The sequence below is a fragment of the Bacillus sp. FDAARGOS_527 genome, assembly GCF_003812125.1.
GTDB lineage: Bacteria > Bacillota > Bacilli > Bacillales > Bacillaceae_G > Bacillus_A > Bacillus_A paranthracis.
The window spans coordinates 412,017-430,210 of record NZ_CP033795.1 but is presented as its reverse complement, the minus strand read 5'-3'; the positions used below and the strand labels follow the sequence as shown (position 1 = coordinate 430,210).

The 18,194-nt window shown below is 34.7% G+C and carries 19 protein-coding genes and 2 pseudogenes; 6 read left to right on the top strand and 15 right to left on the bottom strand.

Features of this window, described 5'->3' with window-relative positions; genetic code table 11:
- Nucleotides 1–333: 333 nt before the first annotated feature.
- The 7 genes from EGX95_RS04515 to EGX95_RS04485 form a co-directional block, all read right to left on the bottom strand.
- A complete protein-coding gene (locus tag EGX95_RS04515) occupies nucleotides 334–1,005 on the bottom strand; it encodes an S-layer homology domain-containing protein (RefSeq protein ID WP_001208792.1) in 672 nt (223 codons plus the stop codon).
- A gap of 84 nt (nucleotides 1,006–1,089) precedes the next feature.
- Complete coding sequence (locus EGX95_RS04510; protein ID WP_000469091.1) at nucleotides 1,090–1,992, bottom strand: DMT family transporter; 903 nt, start codon at nucleotides 1,990–1,992, stop codon at nucleotides 1,090–1,092.
- 95 nt (nucleotides 1,993–2,087) lie between these two features.
- The gene (locus EGX95_RS04505; RefSeq protein ID WP_001233281.1) at nucleotides 2,088–3,353 is read right to left on the bottom strand and encodes a M48 family metallopeptidase; all 1,266 of its coding nucleotides are present in this window, start codon (nucleotides 3,351–3,353) and stop codon (nucleotides 2,088–2,090) included.
- A 134-nt stretch (nucleotides 3,354–3,487) separates the two neighbouring features.
- The gene (locus EGX95_RS04500; protein WP_000949420.1) at nucleotides 3,488–3,676 is read right to left on the bottom strand and encodes a hypothetical protein; all 189 of its coding nucleotides are present in this window, start codon (nucleotides 3,674–3,676) and stop codon (nucleotides 3,488–3,490) included.
- A gap of 11 nt (nucleotides 3,677–3,687) precedes the next feature.
- Nucleotides 3,688–3,987, bottom strand: a complete 300-nt coding sequence (locus tag EGX95_RS04495) for a hypothetical protein (RefSeq protein WP_001006054.1) — start codon at nucleotides 3,985–3,987, stop codon at nucleotides 3,688–3,690.
- Nucleotides 3,988–4,018: 31 nt separating this feature from the next.
- Nucleotides 4,019–4,375, bottom strand: a complete 357-nt coding sequence (locus EGX95_RS04490) for a hypothetical protein (protein ID WP_000750873.1) — start codon at nucleotides 4,373–4,375, stop codon at nucleotides 4,019–4,021.
- A gap of 1 nt (nucleotide 4,376) precedes the next feature.
- Nucleotides 4,377–5,231, bottom strand: coding sequence for a CPBP family intramembrane glutamic endopeptidase (locus EGX95_RS04485; RefSeq protein ID WP_002027206.1), 855 nt, complete (start codon nucleotides 5,229–5,231; stop codon nucleotides 4,377–4,379).
- Between the two features lie 134 nt (nucleotides 5,232–5,365).
- On the opposite strand from EGX95_RS04485, the gene EGX95_RS04480 reads away from it, so the two are divergent.
- Entirely contained in the window at nucleotides 5,366–6,070 is a 705-nt protein-coding gene (locus tag EGX95_RS04480) for a response regulator transcription factor (RefSeq protein WP_000272690.1), read from the top strand.
- A 9-nt stretch (nucleotides 6,071–6,079) separates the two neighbouring features.
- Entirely contained in the window at nucleotides 6,080–7,822 is a 1,743-nt protein-coding gene (locus tag EGX95_RS04475) for a sensor histidine kinase (RefSeq protein WP_001010465.1), read from the top strand.
- Between the two features lie 370 nt (nucleotides 7,823–8,192).
- On the opposite strand, the gene EGX95_RS30235 is transcribed toward EGX95_RS04475, so the two are convergent.
- The 3 genes from EGX95_RS30235 to EGX95_RS04465 form a co-directional block, all read right to left on the bottom strand.
- Nucleotides 8,193–8,345 (bottom strand): hypothetical protein, encoded by a 153-nt coding sequence (locus EGX95_RS30235; RefSeq protein WP_000394950.1) that lies wholly within the window; start codon nucleotides 8,343–8,345, stop codon nucleotides 8,193–8,195.
- Between the two features lie 182 nt (nucleotides 8,346–8,527).
- Nucleotides 8,528–8,893 carry a VOC family protein gene (locus tag EGX95_RS04470; protein WP_000473630.1) on the bottom strand — a complete coding sequence of 122 codons (366 nt, stop codon included), beginning with the start codon at nucleotides 8,891–8,893 and terminating at the stop codon, nucleotides 8,528–8,530.
- Between the two features lie 60 nt (nucleotides 8,894–8,953).
- A complete protein-coding gene (locus EGX95_RS04465; protein WP_000446823.1) occupies nucleotides 8,954–9,856 on the bottom strand; it encodes an AraC family transcriptional regulator in 903 nt (300 codons plus the stop codon).
- Nucleotides 9,857–9,993: 137 nt separating this feature from the next.
- Here EGX95_RS04465 and EGX95_RS04455 point away from each other — a divergent pair, with 137 nt between their 5' ends.
- Together EGX95_RS04455 and EGX95_RS04450 are read left to right on the top strand one after the other, a co-directional pair.
- A complete protein-coding gene (locus EGX95_RS04455) occupies nucleotides 9,994–10,479 on the top strand; it encodes an RNA polymerase sigma factor (protein ID WP_000823994.1) in 486 nt (161 codons plus the stop codon).
- A gap of 5 nt (nucleotides 10,480–10,484) precedes the next feature.
- Nucleotides 10,485–11,603 carry an anti-sigma factor gene (locus EGX95_RS04450; protein WP_000501928.1) on the top strand — a complete coding sequence of 373 codons (1,119 nt, stop codon included), beginning with the start codon at nucleotides 10,485–10,487 and terminating at the stop codon, nucleotides 11,601–11,603.
- Nucleotides 11,604–11,643: 40 nt separating this feature from the next.
- Here the strand turns inward: EGX95_RS04450 and EGX95_RS04445 are convergent, their stop codons facing one another.
- Complete coding sequence (locus EGX95_RS04445) at nucleotides 11,644–12,621, bottom strand: HD domain-containing protein (protein ID WP_000587084.1); 978 nt, start codon at nucleotides 12,619–12,621, stop codon at nucleotides 11,644–11,646.
- Nucleotides 12,622–12,979: 358 nt separating this feature from the next.
- Here EGX95_RS04445 and EGX95_RS04440 point away from each other — a divergent pair.
- Nucleotides 12,980–13,332 (top strand): annotated as a pseudogene (locus EGX95_RS04440) (DUF5412 family protein).
- Nucleotides 13,333–13,373: 41 nt separating this feature from the next.
- Here EGX95_RS04440 and EGX95_RS04435 read toward each other — a convergent pair.
- Both EGX95_RS04435 and EGX95_RS04430 read right to left on the bottom strand, forming a co-directional pair.
- A complete protein-coding gene (locus EGX95_RS04435) occupies nucleotides 13,374–14,480 on the bottom strand; it encodes a metallophosphoesterase (protein ID WP_000793759.1) in 1,107 nt (368 codons plus the stop codon).
- Nucleotides 14,481–14,626: 146 nt separating this feature from the next.
- Entirely contained in the window at nucleotides 14,627–15,544 is a 918-nt protein-coding gene (locus EGX95_RS04430; RefSeq protein WP_000301541.1) for an alpha/beta hydrolase, read from the bottom strand.
- A 169-nt stretch (nucleotides 15,545–15,713) separates the two neighbouring features.
- Here EGX95_RS04430 and EGX95_RS04425 point away from each other — a divergent pair, with 169 nt between their 5' ends.
- Complete coding sequence (locus EGX95_RS04425; RefSeq protein ID WP_000411000.1) at nucleotides 15,714–16,259, top strand: TetR/AcrR family transcriptional regulator; 546 nt, start codon at nucleotides 15,714–15,716, stop codon at nucleotides 16,257–16,259.
- Between the two features lie 49 nt (nucleotides 16,260–16,308).
- On the opposite strand, the pseudogene EGX95_RS04420 reads toward EGX95_RS04425, so the two are convergent.
- A pseudogene (locus EGX95_RS04420) lies at nucleotides 16,309–16,659 on the bottom strand (hypothetical protein); the annotation flags it as partial.
- A 437-nt stretch (nucleotides 16,660–17,096) separates the two neighbouring features.
- Complete coding sequence (locus tag EGX95_RS04415) at nucleotides 17,097–17,969, bottom strand: Rpn family recombination-promoting nuclease/putative transposase (RefSeq protein ID WP_000070889.1); 873 nt, start codon at nucleotides 17,967–17,969, stop codon at nucleotides 17,097–17,099.
- Nucleotides 17,970–18,194 lie beyond the last annotated feature (225 nt).

Sequence of the window (18,194 nt, the reverse complement as noted above, 5' to 3'; positions counted from 1 at the left end):
TTTGCACCATTTATGCAATATATTACATTTAAAAAATCTATTATTGTGAAAATCACTACTAAAGGAGAGCCAATTCGCTCTCAATTTCAATTTTTATACCGAATTGTACGCAAACTAATTTTCTTTCCTGTATTCATGTAAAGGTGTTTCTATAATATAAATATTCTACTTTTTTCAAAAGAAATCCTTCACGTTTTAAGAGTTCATTTTCTAGACAAAAAATGCAATTATATCGACTTAACTACAACATACGACAATAGTAGCCTCTCTATTAACAAAAGCTCATAATGAGCGAAAGATACCTCTTCCACAAATTATGAGCTTTCTCTTTATCTATTCCATTTTCCCTGGAGAATTATCAATTGATCGTTGTAAAAACTTTGCAAATTGCCCACGTGTAACGAGCATTTCAGGCTGGAACTTGCCATCTCCTGTTCCTACCGCTACTTTATTAGACTGCAATACGCTAATTGCATCCCTTGCCCAATGATTTTCTGGTATATCTGTAAATGTATGTGGACTCTTTGTTTTCAAATCATATGCTTTCGTTAAAATTTGTGCTAATTCTGCACGGGTCAATGTATCTTTCGGACGGAAATTCTCATTTTCGTCTCCTTTAAAAATACCAAGCTGTGTTAAGCGTAAAATTTCGTAAGGGAACATGGTTGATTTCGCACTAATATCTCCATATGGATTTCCAATAGTCGCACTTCTTTTCACATGAAGTGCGCGGTACAATACTGCTGCCGCTTGTTCACGTGTTATATGATCTTCCGTCCCAAACTTACCATTTCCATAGCCATACATAATGCGATGATATACTAAATTTGTAATTTCATCATATGCCCAATGATCTGTTGTTACATCATCAAACTTTATCATAATATTAGGACTAGATTTTTGGATAATACCTGTATTTGCAGACACACCATTTGCACCTACAAATATTCCTCCCATTAGTGTTAACGATGTCGCTATCTTTACTAGCTTTTTCATCTCTCTCATCTACCTTTTCCTTTATTTCCCTGCAAATTATATTATACAATAAATCTGAAAATTATAAATTCATTTCAACATAATTATTTACAATTAAGAATAGAATTTTTCTTCTACTACTATTTTTTCATCCTTCGTTTTTCGAAAAGTAAATGCCATTCCTACAAATATAAGAACAATTCCTACTATTTGCATACTAGTCGGTCTAAACCCGGTAAAGACTATATCTAATAGTATTGCAACCGCAGGATCTAAGAACACTAATACAGAAATTAATCTCGTCGATAAATCTCTTAAACTGTCAAAAAATAAGTAATATACAAATCCCGTATGTATAAGACCTGTCGCTGTAATCATCATCCAATTCATCTCTGTTAACCCTTGAAACTTGCCAAAGTCTACGAATGGTAGCAATAAAAATATACCTAAAAATGTTTGTAAAAATGTCATCGCATAGGCGCTCGTATGCTGAATTCCTTTTCCTAGTAAAGTAGTAAAAGCATAAAATAGTGCCGCAAGTAGTGCCCATACCATGCCAGATGACATCAGTTTTTCAAGTGATAGACTTCCATCTACTCCAGCCACTAACACTGTACCGATAAAACAAATAACAATGGACAAAACAGCAAACATTGTAAGTCTCTCTTTAAATACAATACTACCAATCATTAATACGATAATAGGTGCTAGATGATAAACTGAAATCGCAATTGTAATCGACATAACTTCAAATGCTTTAAATAAAAATACCCAGTTAAAAACGAGAAATACACCGCATGCTAATATTTGCATGACTTCTTTTTTATTCCATTGCTCACTTTTATATTGTCCTGTTACGAGCCAACATAATGCTAAAAATATAGTCGCACAAATACAACGAACGAATACTAATTCAAAAGACGGTAAACCTGTTTGAACAGAGAAAAATCCAATTGATCCGAAAATAGACATCGAAAGGATCATTTTTATAGCCGGCATTGATTTTGAATGAAACAAAATATTAACCTCCTAAACATTTCACTGAATATTCCATATATTATACACTATAATTTTCCAAAACTCGAATAACGCATAAAAAAAGAAGCAGTACACTACCGCTTCTTTTCCTTTTCATATTGTTCAAATGTATGAATTCTTTCGAAAATTGGTGGATGTGTGTATAAGAAAAACTTCACTAACGCAGGAGGATTTACTTGGCTTAAACTCGTTTTTGATAAATATTGAAACGTTTTTACACCAGATTTCCCGTCCTTCGTCATGTCTAAAGCATATTGGTCTGCCGCTCGTTCTTCTATACGAGAAACATAGTTTGTTGCTGGTTGTGATACAAAAGAGAGGACAGAAGAAATTAAGAAAAATAAAGGTAAAATTGAGAAACATGCTGCTTTTGAAATTTGCAGCGTATCCCCCCATTTTCGAATACACATATTTATAATACGACTAATGAGGTACATCCCTATAAACGATAGCAACACATAACTCGCAACGCCCCAATATATATGTTTCATAACATAATGCCCCATTTCATGGGCCATTATAAATAAAATCTCTTTATCTTTTAATTGCTTAAGCGTTGTATCCCACATTACAATTCGGGCATTAGGCCCAATTCCTGTTACGTAAGCATTTAACGCATTCGTTTTTTCCGACATATTTACTTCATATACGTGTTTTGCCGGAATGTCAGCTTTATCTGCCATCGCTAAAATTTTCGTTTCTAACTCTTTATTTTTCAGCGTCGAGAAATCGTTATATAGCGGATCAATCACAACAGGTTGTATAAATGTTAAAAAGATTGTAAACGGAACAGAGAGCGCCCACCCTGCTAACCACCATCTCTTCGGGAATTTACGGATAAGCCATAACAGAACGGCAACTACAATTAACATCGTCGCATAGCTCTCCCAAAAACCGATAACATGATCTTTTATCCAGCTTTGTGTACTTTGCGTTGAAATGCCGTAATCAACGGACACTTTTCGGCTAATCCATTGCATTGGCAGGGCAAGAACTGTTGTAAGTAATGATAAATAAAAGAAATAAATCGCAACTTGCAGGACACTTATTTTCGTCGTTTCCTTCGACCATTTCTCAAACTTTTTTGAAATACCGAGCACAAGTACAAATAATAAAATAATCCATTCAAGAGGCGTCGCTAAAAAATACAGTAAATTTTTCACGCGCGAATAATCTTGGCTTAGCGTAAGCTCTCTTGCATTCATAAACGTTTCTGGATCTGCACTCGTTCCTTTGTACATGTCAGGAATTAGTTCATGATTCCATCCAAATAAATACCAATATATAAATAACGCAAACCCAACGTACAAAAAAAGCGACCACCCGATAACCTTCCTCACGCTATTCCCTCCTCTATGCTGCCTGTCTATTATTATTGTAAGTTCGTACATGCTAAATTAGAACAAGCTTATTACGCGAATTGCTCGAGATCCTTTTATTTACATAAAAAAACTCTTCTACAAATAGAAGAGTTTTACCTACCTTTAGACGCTTTCTTCGGTTCATACTCTGGGATAAGAAACGTACTTACAACCCAGCATATTAAACCAGCGCCTTTTATATAGCGTATATATTCATAGTCTTGAAAAAATAAAGTCGTTACAATAAGCGTAAAAAATCCAATTAAAACTAGTACATATCCTATTTGCTTCTTAGATAACATAACGTGCCTCCTTAAGGAAGTACATCCATTAATAAGCTAAAATCTTGTAAAGAAAAAGAACTATATTTCATAATACCTTGTACAGCTAAAAGTAAAATAAGGCCGGTCACACACATATAATTAACGCTTTCTTCACTCTTTTTTTCAGCAACTACACCGCCACTAATACATAAAATCCCTAGCAAATGAAGTGCTAAATACATAAAGAAATAAGCTTCCTCCCAGCGAAGAATAACGTTGACTGTCGTTATTAGCACTATACTAAGCACAATCAAATAAAAAAACTTATTTGATGATATTGTTTCATTCATATAATTTTATACATCCCTTTCACATTTTGAATTAATGATGTTTCAAGGCTATAAAGTAAATGATTGCTTTCATACTATAAAACAAAAGGAAAGCCACTATTACTTTCTCGAATACTTTATGAACCCACATATACTTCTCTTCATTCTTTCTGAAGATGCGCTTCATCATTTCTTCTACAATTAGACCAAATAGTAGTAAAACTCCTAACACAATGAGAAGAGAAATAATATTTTCTTTTACATGCGTACTAGAAAATAAGTAATACTCTGGAAACACAATCGTATCTACTACAGGTTGCAGCCAATGACAAACGCTTTTATCACACATATCTGTAAGAGACGTAGCATCTATAATGTCTTTCAATATTTTTTCAATCGTCTTCTTCATCTCATTTACTCCCCACTACGTCTGAAAAACTTTTTTCCTGCTCTACATATATAGCGGGCATTTCTTTACTCCAATACTTGCGGTTAACAAATAAAAAGATGAGTACTAAGTTTAATCCTGTTATAAAAATAATAAGTCCTGGAAAGAACGTCGTATAATTTGAGAAATCTGCAAAACTCATTATCTCTTCTTTATTTATTAGAAAAGAAAGACCAATTACAAATGCATTGTTTAACATGTGAATAGCAATTGGCATGAGTAAGCTATTCGTACGAATATATACGATTGATAGTACAATGCTAAATACAACTGCGCCTAGAAAATCAACGTGTAACAATGCAAATAATATCGCTACAACAATGATTGCTATACTCGTTCCCCATTTTGCTGCGAAGCGTTGCAGTAAAAATCCGCGAAAAACAAATTCCCCAATAATTGGTGCGATGAATACGACCATAATAACTTGATAAACATATCCTCCAGTGCTATCCATAATCGGTTCGCGTAATGCGTTCATAATAAATGTCGGTGTAATCCATGCAAAGCTATACATGTACAAAATAAGATATCCATAACTAAACACACATAACATAATCGTAATGTATAAAACTTGCACCAGGTTAAATGTTTCATTTCTATTAATAAATAATGAAAATGCAACACGGTGTTTTTTATACTCAAAAAAGATCCACATAATCGGCAGGATATAGAATATAAGAATATTTATAAAAGTAGAATTTTGCATATGAAATGTATTTTCTATCAATTCATTACTGGCTCTTGCAACTACAGTTAATAGTGCAAATACAATTAAAAAATATCTAGCTCGCATCGTTTGAAACGGATTCACACTCATCTCCTCCCCTATGTTACTTTTATCATATCATTTGATTCTTAATTTTTTGAGAAAGAAAACCTTAAAATTTCCTTAAAAATTCCATAAGTTACCGAAAGATGATATGATATTCGAGGAAATTAGGAGGGATTTTTATGTATGAAGCAAATATTTTGCTCGTTGATGATGAAACAGCAATTTTACAATTACTAACTACCATTCTTGAAAAAGAAGGTTTTTCTCATATTACAACTGCAACATCAGCTGAAATGGCTTTATCTCTTACTCAGCAAAACGATTACGATTTAATTATTTTAGATGTCATGCTTCCTGGACAATCTGGTTTTGATATTTGTCCAATCATTCGCAAAAAAACAGATTGCCCTATCTTCTTCCTCACAGCTAAAACATCTGATTTAGATAAAATATCTGGATTTTCACACGGTGCAGATGATTATATTACGAAGCCATTTAATCCACTTGAAGTAGTAGCTCGTATGAAAGCACAACTCCGAAGACATATGAAGCAAGTTATGCCACACGAACAAAAAGCACAATCCAGTTCATTTGGCAGATTTGAAATTGATCGATATTCCGCAGAGCTTACAGTAAATGGACATGTTGTCGAATGTTCCGCCCAGCTATTTCAGCTATTACTCTTCTTTTGCGAGAATCCGAACTACGTATTTTCGAAAGAAGAAATATACGAGAAAGTTTGGGGAGCACCTGCCTATAATGGCGATGATAATACCGTTATGGTCCACATTCGAAAACTACGTGAAAAAATTGAACAAGACCCAAGTAAACCAGAATATATAAAAACCGTTCGCGGGCTTGGCTATAAGTTCATTACAAAGTAGGGTGACGATATGAACTTTAATAAACGACTTATTATCCAGTTTATCATGCAACACGTATTTGTTTTAGTTACATTACTGATTGCTGTAGTAGCTGCATTCACGTATTTAATTTTTCTTGTTACGAGTACTTCATACGAACCTAACATTCCAGATGCTGAAAATTTTATGATTGCAAGATACATTTCTTCAGAAGATGGCGATATTTCGTTAAAAGCTGAAGTAAAAGACTTAATTAAAGAGAAAAATGATTGGATTCAAGTTGTAGAGGAAAACGGAAAAGTTCTCTATCACTTTAATACACCTAGTGACGTACCGACATCTTATACGAAAACATCTTTATTCTCGTATATACAGAATCACATAGAAAGTCCTTATACATTTTCATATTGGGAAATTGAATTAGAAGAAAAAAACGTACTTGTTATTTACGGTGGTATGTTAAAAAGCAATGCATTACTAAAAACAATCCAGAAAGCGCACCCTTCTGTATCTACAGATTCGTTCACATTAACAGAAGAAGAAAAACAGTTACTTTCTAAAGAAAAAGCAACACTTCAAATCTTTAATAGCGTTGGCGAAGAAGTATTCTCCTATCCAAACGGAAAGAAAAAAACATTTTCTGTTATACAAGCCGCTCTTAGCGAAAAAGAGCCGTGGAATCATAAGGAAAACACGTCTAGCTTTTATGACACAAATAGCAATCATCTTCTCGTTGTAACTGCCAAAAATGAGTACTACTACCCAGATGATGAAATAGACGATGTATTTGCTAAAAAGTTTCTAATCGGATGCGGATTAATCCTTCTTATCGTATTTGTTTATTTAGTCATTCTTTCTATTTGGTACGGTAATAAATTTGGAAAACCGTTATTACATGCGATGCGCTGGCTTAAAAACATAGCTGGTGGAAAGTACGAAGAGCCTGTTAGTAAAAAAGGAAAACCTATCAGGTTCAGGAAATCTGGTAAAGAAAAATGGTCATTCCGCTTATTTAGTGATGTTACAAATTCACTAGAGCACCTTTCTATTACACTCAAAAAAAATGATGCGATGAGGCAAGTACTGCAGCAAACACGTGAAGAATGGATTACTGGTCTAACGCACGATTTAAAAACACCACTAAGTTCTATATACGGCTACGCATTATTACTAGAATCAAAACAGTATAACTGGACTGATCGTGACATTCAGCAATTCGGTAGCGTTATGAAAGAGAAATCTCAATATATGACCACACTAATTGATGACTTAAGCTTAACGTATCAATTAAAAAATAATAGTCTTCCTGCACAGCATGTAAACATTGAAATGAATCAATTCGTCCAAAAAGTATTATTACAATTCATTAATAATCCGACACTTCAAAATCAAAATATTGAGTTCGTACCAAGCTCAAATAAAATTCAATATTTCATTGAAGAAAAATGGTTCCAACGTATTATCGAAAACTTACTCGTAAACGCGGTAAAACATAATAATGAAACGACTAATGTCATCGTAAAACTTTCGCAAAACGCTACTTCATTCACACTATCTATTTCAGATAATGGAAAAGGAATGGATGATAAAACGAAAGAGCTTCTATTTGAGCGATATTACAGAGGAACGAATACAGAAGAAAGCAACATCGGAACGGGACTTGGCCTCGCCATTACAAAGCAGCTCGTTCATGCTCATAACGGAACGATTTCTATCGATAGCGAACTTGGAAAAGGAACGACAATTATACTTGTGTTTCCGTTTCGTTCGTAGAAAAGGCGCTATGTGGCGTCTTTTCTTATAGAGGCGTTCGGCGGTATATGAAATTATACGGATCGTTTTTTAAAGTGTTTTAGCGGTATATGAAATTATATCGGCGATTTTTTGAATATATCGGCGCAACTCAAATTATATCAGCGATTTTCTAGATATATCGACTTACCGACAAAAACCGACAACGCTAACCTACTTCCTCTACTATACAAAGTAAAAATAAAACTATTAACAAATACATTTCTAAACTGTTATACTATAAATAGAAGTATAAACTAACTAAGTTTTGCATAAAATGAAGTAGACGAGGTGCTTCCAACACCCCGTCACTGCAACTAATTACCGCAAGGTGGAAGGTTGCAACTAAAGCTTATTTGCGCTTAGAAGACTTCCCACGCTTCGCAGGCAGACGGGTGGTCTTCTTTTTGCGCTTTTTTGCCGTTAATTTCTTAAATCCCATAACTATACCTTCTCTAGCTATAGTTTTTGTGATTTCCAACAAAATTTGCAAAAGAAATTCCATACGATTACACCTCCTTTCTTCACCAAATGAAGAAAGGGCATAACCTTCCACCCGCAATATTTAATTGCTATTTTATTTTACCATTTTCGAATGTATTACAAGATAAAGCAATACAAATTTAACAATCCACTCATAAAAATAACCTTCCATAACTCACTATGAAAGGTCACTCCATACTTCAGCTATTTTCCTACCAATACAAACACATTCTCATCAGGTGCTTCCATTACCGCAACGTGTCCTGATTCTGTTGGAAATGGTTCACGAATCCATTTAACATCTTTAGTATCTTTTAAACTTTCATACGTTTGTTGCACATCTTCTACTAATACTTCGACTTCCATAAAATGAATATCCGGATGATTGCTTATTACTAACTTCGAACTTTTCTCATCTGGAAACTTCAATCCGATTAACGTCCAAATAACCCCTTCTTCTAGTTCTCTCTCTATAATCCAGTTTTGCTCCATTCCCATTTCTTTATAGAAAAAAACGGATTTTTCTATATCCTTCGTATGTATAGATACACATTCTAGTTTTTTGAACATCGTCCTATTTCCCCCTTTATAAAAAAGCGAACCATTTCTCAATGACTCGCTCTCAATCTATTATTTTTTCTTCACCGGTATCCAAAGTTCTACTTGAGCGAACTCACTTTTATCTTCGTGGCAACGCTCATCGTATAATTCAAACTCTGTAACGCCGCAATGTTCGTATCCTGAATGCGGGAACCACTCTGAGAATACTGCATTCCATGTTTGGTGAATAGACGATACCATTTCTTCATGAGGAACTTTCGGCGTTGTAAATACTGCATATGTTGCTACTGGGAACTTACGCTTTGCAATTTCATTTGGTACATTTTCAAAGTCTGTAACTTCCATTCCGATAATATAAGTGAAGTCCCCTGTTTCTAAATTAAAATCAGTACATAATCCAAGCTCTACCCATTGGCTCGTATCTTTACGATTCGGAATCGTTGTTCCAAGATCTTTTTGTAAATATTCTTGCCAAAATGCTGGAATGTCTTGATGGTTCTTCCCTTCTTTACTTGTCGTCTTCAGTTCATAACCCGCCACTAAAAATTCTTGTTTATTTACAATACGATATTCCATTTGTATGCCCCCTAAATACGGATTTAATTTTCTTTGCTTTACATTCACGCTGTAATACATCGGCGTTTCTATTTCTTGCTTTCGATATTCACTCGGTGTCATTTGAAATAATTTTTTAAAGGCTCTCGTGAACGTTTCGTGAGATTGAAAGCCATGCTCAAATGCAATATCAATAATTTTTTCATCCGTATGAGAAAGTTGATAAGCTGCCCGGGCTAACCTCCTCTTTCGAACATACTCCATTACCGTATCACCTACTAACGCCTGGAATACACGATGAAAATGCGACTCAGAAAAACCTGCAATGCGAGCTAACTTACGCAGCGTCTGTTTTTCCATTACATCTTCCTCAATATAATCAATGGACCTTTGAATTTGTGTTTCATAGCTTTCCATCTCTGTTCACCCGCCTTATATGTATTATGATAAAAGAGAATCTTATCCAATTCTTGACGTTTTTTACTATAATTCCATAAAAAATTGTAACTTTTTTATATGTTTTTCGTTGTTATGTGTGAAGGGAGGGAAATGTAGTGAAACGTAAACAATCATTAGAAGAAATTTATTCAGAACATATGCAAGATTTATTTCGCTATCTTCTCTCCCTAACCGGAGATTCCCATTTTGCTGAAGATCTCATGCAAGAAACCTTTTACCGCATGCTCGTCCATATTGACTATTACAAAGGCGAAGAAATTAGACCGTGGTTATTTACAATTGCCTACAACGCCTTTATCGATTGGTATCGAAAAGAGAAAAAATATAAAACAACTACAGTGGAAGAATTCCATTTACCAAACGTACCAAGTACAGAACATGAATATTTCGTAAAACATGAGATTGCTAGTTGGTTAGAAGGTTTATCTTCTCTTCCGCTTGAAAGACGAAATGTTCTGTTACTACGAGATTACTACGGATTCTCATATAAAGAAATAGCAGAGATGACCGGTCTCTCACTAGCGAAAGTGAAAATTGAATTACACCGTGGTCGAAAAGAAATGAAAAGCATAAAGGAGTGATACGGATGGGTTGTACAGAATTTAAAAAACTATGGGAGAAGTACGAAAACGGAACGCTCACGCATGATGAACAGAAACTGTTAGAAAATCATATTGAGACATGTGAAGAATGCGAGGCTTACTTAGATCAATTGCTTTCAAAAAGTGAAACAATAAAGAAAAAACTACCACCACAAAACCTGAAAGTTCCGTTTTGGAAAATAAAATGGAAACAACGTTGGCAAACCGTTAGTTTTGTCCTTGCGGTTTGTATAGCGATCTATTTTGTCGAGCATTTTTCATCTTCTCTTTACTTCAATAATATGAAAAAGTTAGCTGAAGTAAATGAGATTCCAGCACTCGCACTAGAAGCAACAATTCCAAATAGTCGTTCCACTGGAGGCAGTACAAAAATCAAACCCTTTTTCCGTACAGAAAATGAAATGAATTTAGTTAAAACTGTCGGCAAAAAAGAAGTTCAATTCGGTACAGTAACAACGAAAAGCTTCTTATCGTCTGTAACTGCTACAAATAAATCTTGGGCAAACAAATTGAATTACTCTAAACTTTCCTTTGTTCATCCGAAAATAAAGCAAGGTGATCATTTGAAAGAAATCTCTAAAAAAGTTTGGAGTACACTCGGAAAGATACATGAGGGCACCGTTGCAGAAGTAGCGATATCTTTTGACAAACCTTACACTTTACAAGAATTAGAATCCATTCTATATAGCACATTTGAAGCACAAGAAATGCCACCAACTCCTGTATGGTACGCTTTAGACACAGGACAAGAGAGAATAGATGAGGAAGATTTCATCCTACATGGCGGAGAGGTTATCGGATTTCCAGAACATATAAACCTCCCTGATAGTGAAGCAGAACGACCGAAGACAAAAGAAGATGAGGTAATCGAAATGATGCGCATTCTTTCTGAGCATAAAAAAACTGTAAGTAAAACTACTTGGACTCCTGAAAAAGAGCTGAACTTAGATAAACGTTATGAGTATGTAAAAGATAACGGCGTAAAAGTATATGGCATTGTCATTACTGGCCCGTCGAAAGAGTTATTAAAATTACAAAACTCGCCGCACGTTCGTTATGCAACTCTTGGAGATATTGAGGTTTGGAATTGGTTTGATCAGTGATGTGGGAAAAGGAGAGCATCTAGGAGTGATGCTCTCCTTTTTAATCTGAAATCACTTTCACATACATCCCTTTCACCGCTTTTTCATAAGCGCTATCACTCATCTGTCTTATGTTTTCTGACACAACAGACGATGGAACGACTTCCCCTTCACAAAGTAACGGTGGATCAATAAGACGTACTTTATTTTTCTGATACAAATCGTAATCGTTTCTATCTTCTTTTACTATTACATTCGGGTGGACTTTGCTTAATAAAGCATGTACTTCTGAATCACTACATTGCTGCAATTTCGAAATTAGCTCATCATCTTCAAGAAGAAAATCATCTGCATGAATAACCTTTTTGTGTAGAGCTAACTTTAGCGTTTTTGCTAACATATCATTTCCATAAATATTCATTGGTTGCATAAAGAAATCGATGACTTCTTTGTAATACGTTTCTGTAAACCACTCTGCTATTTCGATATTTTGAAGGACCATTTTTCTGTTTACTTCAATTACATCTTCTAAAAAACTGTGAGCTTCTTCTAAAGAAATATACCCATATGTATACATATCTCGTAACGTATAATCCACTCGGTCTGCACATAATTCTGGCGCTGACCTTTCCAGTAACGTCCACTTCGAATCATCTAACAAAATCTCTTCATAGTTATAGCCATACTTCGCAAGAATTGCTGGAATTTCTGAATTTTTCACAACAGCACTAAATATTTCTTCATGATAACTTTCATTTTTGTTATCAAAAACATAATCAATCACATGAGAAAAAGCAGTATGCGATACGTCGTGCAGTAAACCAGCAATTTGTTCCTCTACTGAGCCACCGAGTTTCTTAATTAACAACATAACGCCAACTGAATGATCAAAGCGCGTTACATTCCATTCCTTGTTCACTAAATAACTTGCGCCAGTTTGATGAATACCTTTAAGTCTTTGCACAGACTTACTTAAAATTAATTCTTCTAACACTTGATCCACTTCAAGTTCTCCGTATAGTACATCTGATATGATCAATTGTAATCCCCCTTTATTTCAACCTCGTCTTATAATCGTACCTCTTTTATGAAATTGACACCAAAATAAATAATAAATCTTAATATATTGATATTAAATTACTAATGTTGTATATTATACATGTCTGTTATTTGTTTTAATTCATTTATTTTTATTGAGTGCTCCTTATATGGAGCCTTTTTTTATTGAAAAAATAAAGAACCTCATTCAAATCAAGCACGAGAAAGGATTCGTTTACATCGTGAACAGGACGTTAAAAATAGGAACATACATATTCTAGTTCAAAAAGGATAATATTGTTAGTTTCATTCTTTTTTGATTTAATACATATATAGCTATTAAGGGAAAGAGGGGAAACATGAAAAAGATTTTCTTTACCATTCTATTAATCATTATTGTATTAATTAGTTTAGGATATTGGAAATTCTTCACTTTATCTGGGCTTTCAGGCGGTGAAAAGATTCAATCCATACACTCCCCAAATAAAACGTATCGTTACATATATACAGGCATAATGGCGGAGCAACAACTAGCTATGCTATAAGAGGAGAGCTTGTAACAAATAATAAAAAGTTTATGAACAAGAAAAATATATACTGGAATTATCGTGAAGAAACTGCAACCGTCAAATGGTTAGACGATCATACATTGATGATTAATAAACATAAATTAAATGTAGAAACGGACACATATGATTTTAGAAAAAACTAAAGAAAAAAGGACCAACTGTTATTAGCTGGCCCTCTATCCTACTATTCAAACGTAACTTCCACCTGTACAATCTCCGACCTACTTCCAAGTCTAAGCGGTGGTCCCCAAAATCCGAAGCCTGAAGAAACAATTGCGTGAAATGCACCTTTTTGTGCGTAGCCCCAGTCTAGTTCGTACATTCTTCTCGTTACAATATGGTTTGGTGCCATTTGTCCGCGGTGCGTGTGACCGGATAATAGTAAATCTACGCCAGCATCCGCTGCTTGTTTTAACTCGAATGGTTGATGATCCATTGCGATAACTGGCATCGTTTTATCTACTGTACTCATTAGATTTTCAAAACTTTGGCGATCTCGCTCAGTTTTATCTCTTCTTCCAACGAGATAAAACTGATCTTCAATTGTAATTACTTCATCTAATAAAATGCGAATATCGATCTTATCCATCTCTTGCAGGAATTCTGGAACTGCTCGTCCGTAATATTCGTGATTTCCTAACACACCATATACGCCTAGTGGCGCTGTCATTTGTTTCATAATATGTCCCATATTTTTTTGAATGAACACACCTGGATGATCATCGATAATATCACCTGGCAGTAAAATAATATCAGGCTCCATTTCATTTACATGACGAACAAGCCTTTTCAAATGCGAAACGCCAGATAATTTACCGAAATGCATATCAGAAGCCATCGCAATCCGTAAGCTTTTACGTCCCTCTACTTTTTTCGGAATGTGCACCTCATACTTTCTTACTACCGGGCTATATGCATTAAATACTCCGTACGCAAAGATAAAAATAAATGCAGCTAACACAGCTGCCCCTGTCCAAATAATTGCCGCTTCTTTCTCTACTACAAACTGTAAAAGAAAGACTGTAATATTAGCTAACGGCAATAACATAAGCGCGTATTGTATAACCGCAAACCAAATCGAACCTATCGTTCGTAGGAAAGGCAAAAACTTAAACACTTGCACGAGAATGTACGCATAGGAAATGAAGCCAACAACGAAAGCGTAATATCCCCAAGACTCCCAGCCAAATACCGCATGAAGCCAAACCCATCCGTTCCAGCCGATGTAGAGCATAAGTAGTGTGTATATAATTAATATCGTAAATATATTGAGATAACGAAGATTCTTCACAACTAGCCTCCTTATTCATTTCTTCTATTATATCTTGTTATGCACTTATAGCGTAAATATTAAGCACAGCAATCTTCACAATAAAGACCTCTAATTGCTAGATGCAAACCTAACAATTAGAGGTGCAATTCAAAACAAAATTACTTTTACAGATTTTCGTTATAGAAGCTTGTTAATTTTTCAACTGCAATTTTTACTGGTTCTGGTTGGTCATATAAATCGTAGTGACTCGCACCTTCCACAACAAGTAAGTCTTTTTTCTCTGATGCTGCTTTCTCATAAAGCTCATGACCATCTTTATAAGAACCGAATGCACCTTGTTTACTGCCGACAATAATTTGCAGTGGCTGCGTTAATAACGCATCTGCTAAATGGAACGCATCAAAACCAATTACCGATCCCATACTCGTAAAGTTTAACTTATTTGGCGAGTTCACACTTTGACCTCGCGGCGTTGTGTAATACTCAACTGCTTCTACAATATCTATATCTGTCATACCTGCTGCCGCTAACTCTTCCTGATTTTTAGGAATCCAATTTGTAATCATTACCTCTGCTCCGCGTGCTTCAGCAGTACGTTGTTTACTAATTGCCTCTAACACACCAATCGGGTTAGACTCACGATTTAAACGACCGATATTTGCACCAACAACTGTACCAACCGCTTTAATACGGCGCTCTGTCATCGCAGCATTTACCGCATAACCACCGCCTGCACAAACACCTAACACACCGATACGTTCTTCATCTATATAAGGTAGAGTCGTTACATAATCTACTGCTGAGCGAATATCCTCAACTCGCGCAGCTGGCTCTTCCATATATCTCGGTGCACCTTCACTTTCCCCTTGATACGATGCATCAAACGCAAGTGTTACATACCCTTGTTCTGCTAACCTTTCCGCATACAATCCTGCTGTTTGATCTTTACAGCTACTACCTGGATGCACACAAACAATCGCTGGATTTTGTTTCTTTTCCTCAGCACCTTCAGGAATGTTCAAAATACCTGCAACTTGTAAACCTCTTGCATAAAATCGTACATTTTCCTTCGTAACTGCCATATATAAAACCACCCTTATCTCATATTTAATATTACACTTGTGAGAGTTATTACTCACGTGTATATTTATAATAAAATGAGTAGAATCTTGTTTCAATGACCACATTTACACATTTGGGTGATAATACACACATAACGAAATATGTGTATCAACAACGGAGGAACACCATATGGAGAAAATCGATCGAAGAATTATAAAATCACAAAACGCCATTCAATCGGCATTTATAGAAATGTTAATTACAGATGGTTTCGACGAAATTACAGTAAAAAACATTACCGAAAAAGCAAACATCGGGCGAAAAACTTTTTACTTACACTATCTAGATAAGTACAATTTATTAGATAAAATTGTGGACGATCATTTAGACCAATTAAAAGAAATATGCTATGAGAAACAAAACAAAGGGTTTATAGAAGGAACGATCATATGGTTTGAATACTTCAAAGAACACAAACCATTTTTCGCGGCGTTATTTAAAAGTAACAGCACATTATCGTTTCAAAAAAAGTTATTAACTTTCATCATGGATGAAATAGAGAAAAAGTTAAACACAAACACATCAATAAATAACAACATCGATAAACACATCATTTTAAAATTTTTAGGAACGGCTGTAATGGGCATTTTGGAATCTTACGTGTTAGACGAAATTGATAGTGATGTTGCGTTTGTTGCGACGCAAGTTGGGGAGTTGATGAGGAGGAATATATAACGGTTATGAAAAAGCGCACCCAGATTGTTGAGTGCGCTTTGTTATCATCTCATATATTGATTGTATCAACATAATACAGCCTATCATCCATCTGAAAATACATAACAGATCCGCGGCTATAATAAGCAACAAATTGAATCGGTTCTCCTAGTTCATTACGAAGATTCACATCATGCACATGATTATTATTTAAATCATAAACAACCAACTTTTTATCTTGCGTAATAAATACTACTTTGTCCTGAGCAACCGCAAAACTTTCCGACCGTATTTCCTTAATTACATTTATTTCATTCCAAGACATATGAAATTTTTTATCTTTCATTTGAACTAAAGGAAATTCTGAATAATAGAGCCAAACGTCTCCATCTAGCACATTTATTGCATAACAATCAGCTATATAAGATATTTATAAAAAAGAAAAGCCGATATCAGCTCTTCTTTCTACAAATTATTTTTCATTTAATTTTCACCATTCATTTCCTCTGCTGTCCCAGGTTAAAATTCTTTTAGTGTTTTTTCAATATCTCTAGTTTTTTCTTCATATAAATATCCCTTTTTACTAAAAAAGATGCTTTACACTCCCCTATAGGAATATATTGCTCCAATGCTATTTGTCATCATAGAGTGTAAATGAATTAGCGGGGAATTGTTGTGTAAAATTAGAAGTATTGAGTTGTTCTATTGGTTCTTGAGATGTTTGTTTCATGTGTCGTTTTTCAAATGCTAATGTCTTCGTGCGTTCTACACCGTTGACAAGATCTTTCACTTTCGTAAAGAGGGATGTAAAAATGTCGTTAAATCAACACTTTTACATCCCTTATTTTCATAACTCTTTTAGACTTGTAAAATGTTTCGTATTTCTTCTATGCGTAAATTTGTAAACTTTGCAATATCTTCTATCAACATTCCATTTTTACTCATACCACGAATGAGTTGTATTTTCCCCTCTTCAATCCCTTCCTTACGGGCATGTGCATACTTTGCTGCCTCATCCATCAGAGCTTTTTCCCTTGCTTCATACGCTTGTCGAAAAGAAGAATCTTGACTCATACGTTCCCATTTATTCATTGCTTTTTGTAAAATCGGATCTTGGTTCATTGCAATATCCTCCAATGTTTGGGTTAATTGTTCATCTTCATTCGCTGGGAGTAATAATAACCAACGAACAAATGAATCTTCCCAGGGATTTACTTGTTCATTCCGCCACTGTTGCATAAGTTTGGGAAACTCTACAATATGAACTTCAATATCATCACTCAATACTTTCTGTTGCTGTTGATTCCATAGGATTCCTATTGTATGGAATGCTTCATATTCAGGAAACATAACGAAATTCAACAAATTAATCGTGATGGTTTTCCGAAGAGAACTATACGGCATTCCCTTTTGAAGTTGGGATGTGTATAACCTTCCCCAGTAATACAAACTGCGCTTAATCATGTTGTGAGCATTATTCAACTGAATTTCAATATTTACTTTCGTACCTGTATCTAATGTAACTAAAATATCTAATATCGATAATTTATCTTCTTCATGTTCTCGATGCAAATGTGGATCTTCTAATTGTAACGCAACAATTGGCGATTTTAAAGAATCTCGTAACATTGCGTTTAAAAAAGCAATTAGAATGTCTTCATTTCCACTTGTACCAAATAATTGTTTAAAAGCGAAATCAATTCGTAAATTTACTAATTGTTGATTGGACATGGGTTTTCCTCTCCCCATCTCATAAGATGCTTTTCTTTTATTGTACATAAAACAGTGATACACATGCAAACGGGTTCTTATGTAAATATATAAGAGCCTGTTTATAGCAACATACAATAAAAAATCAGATTATAGAAGTAATAAGTTATTCAAAATTAAAAAGTGTATCCCAAAATCAAACTATTTGTTTAGATTTTGAAATACACCGAATCGACTTTACTTTTC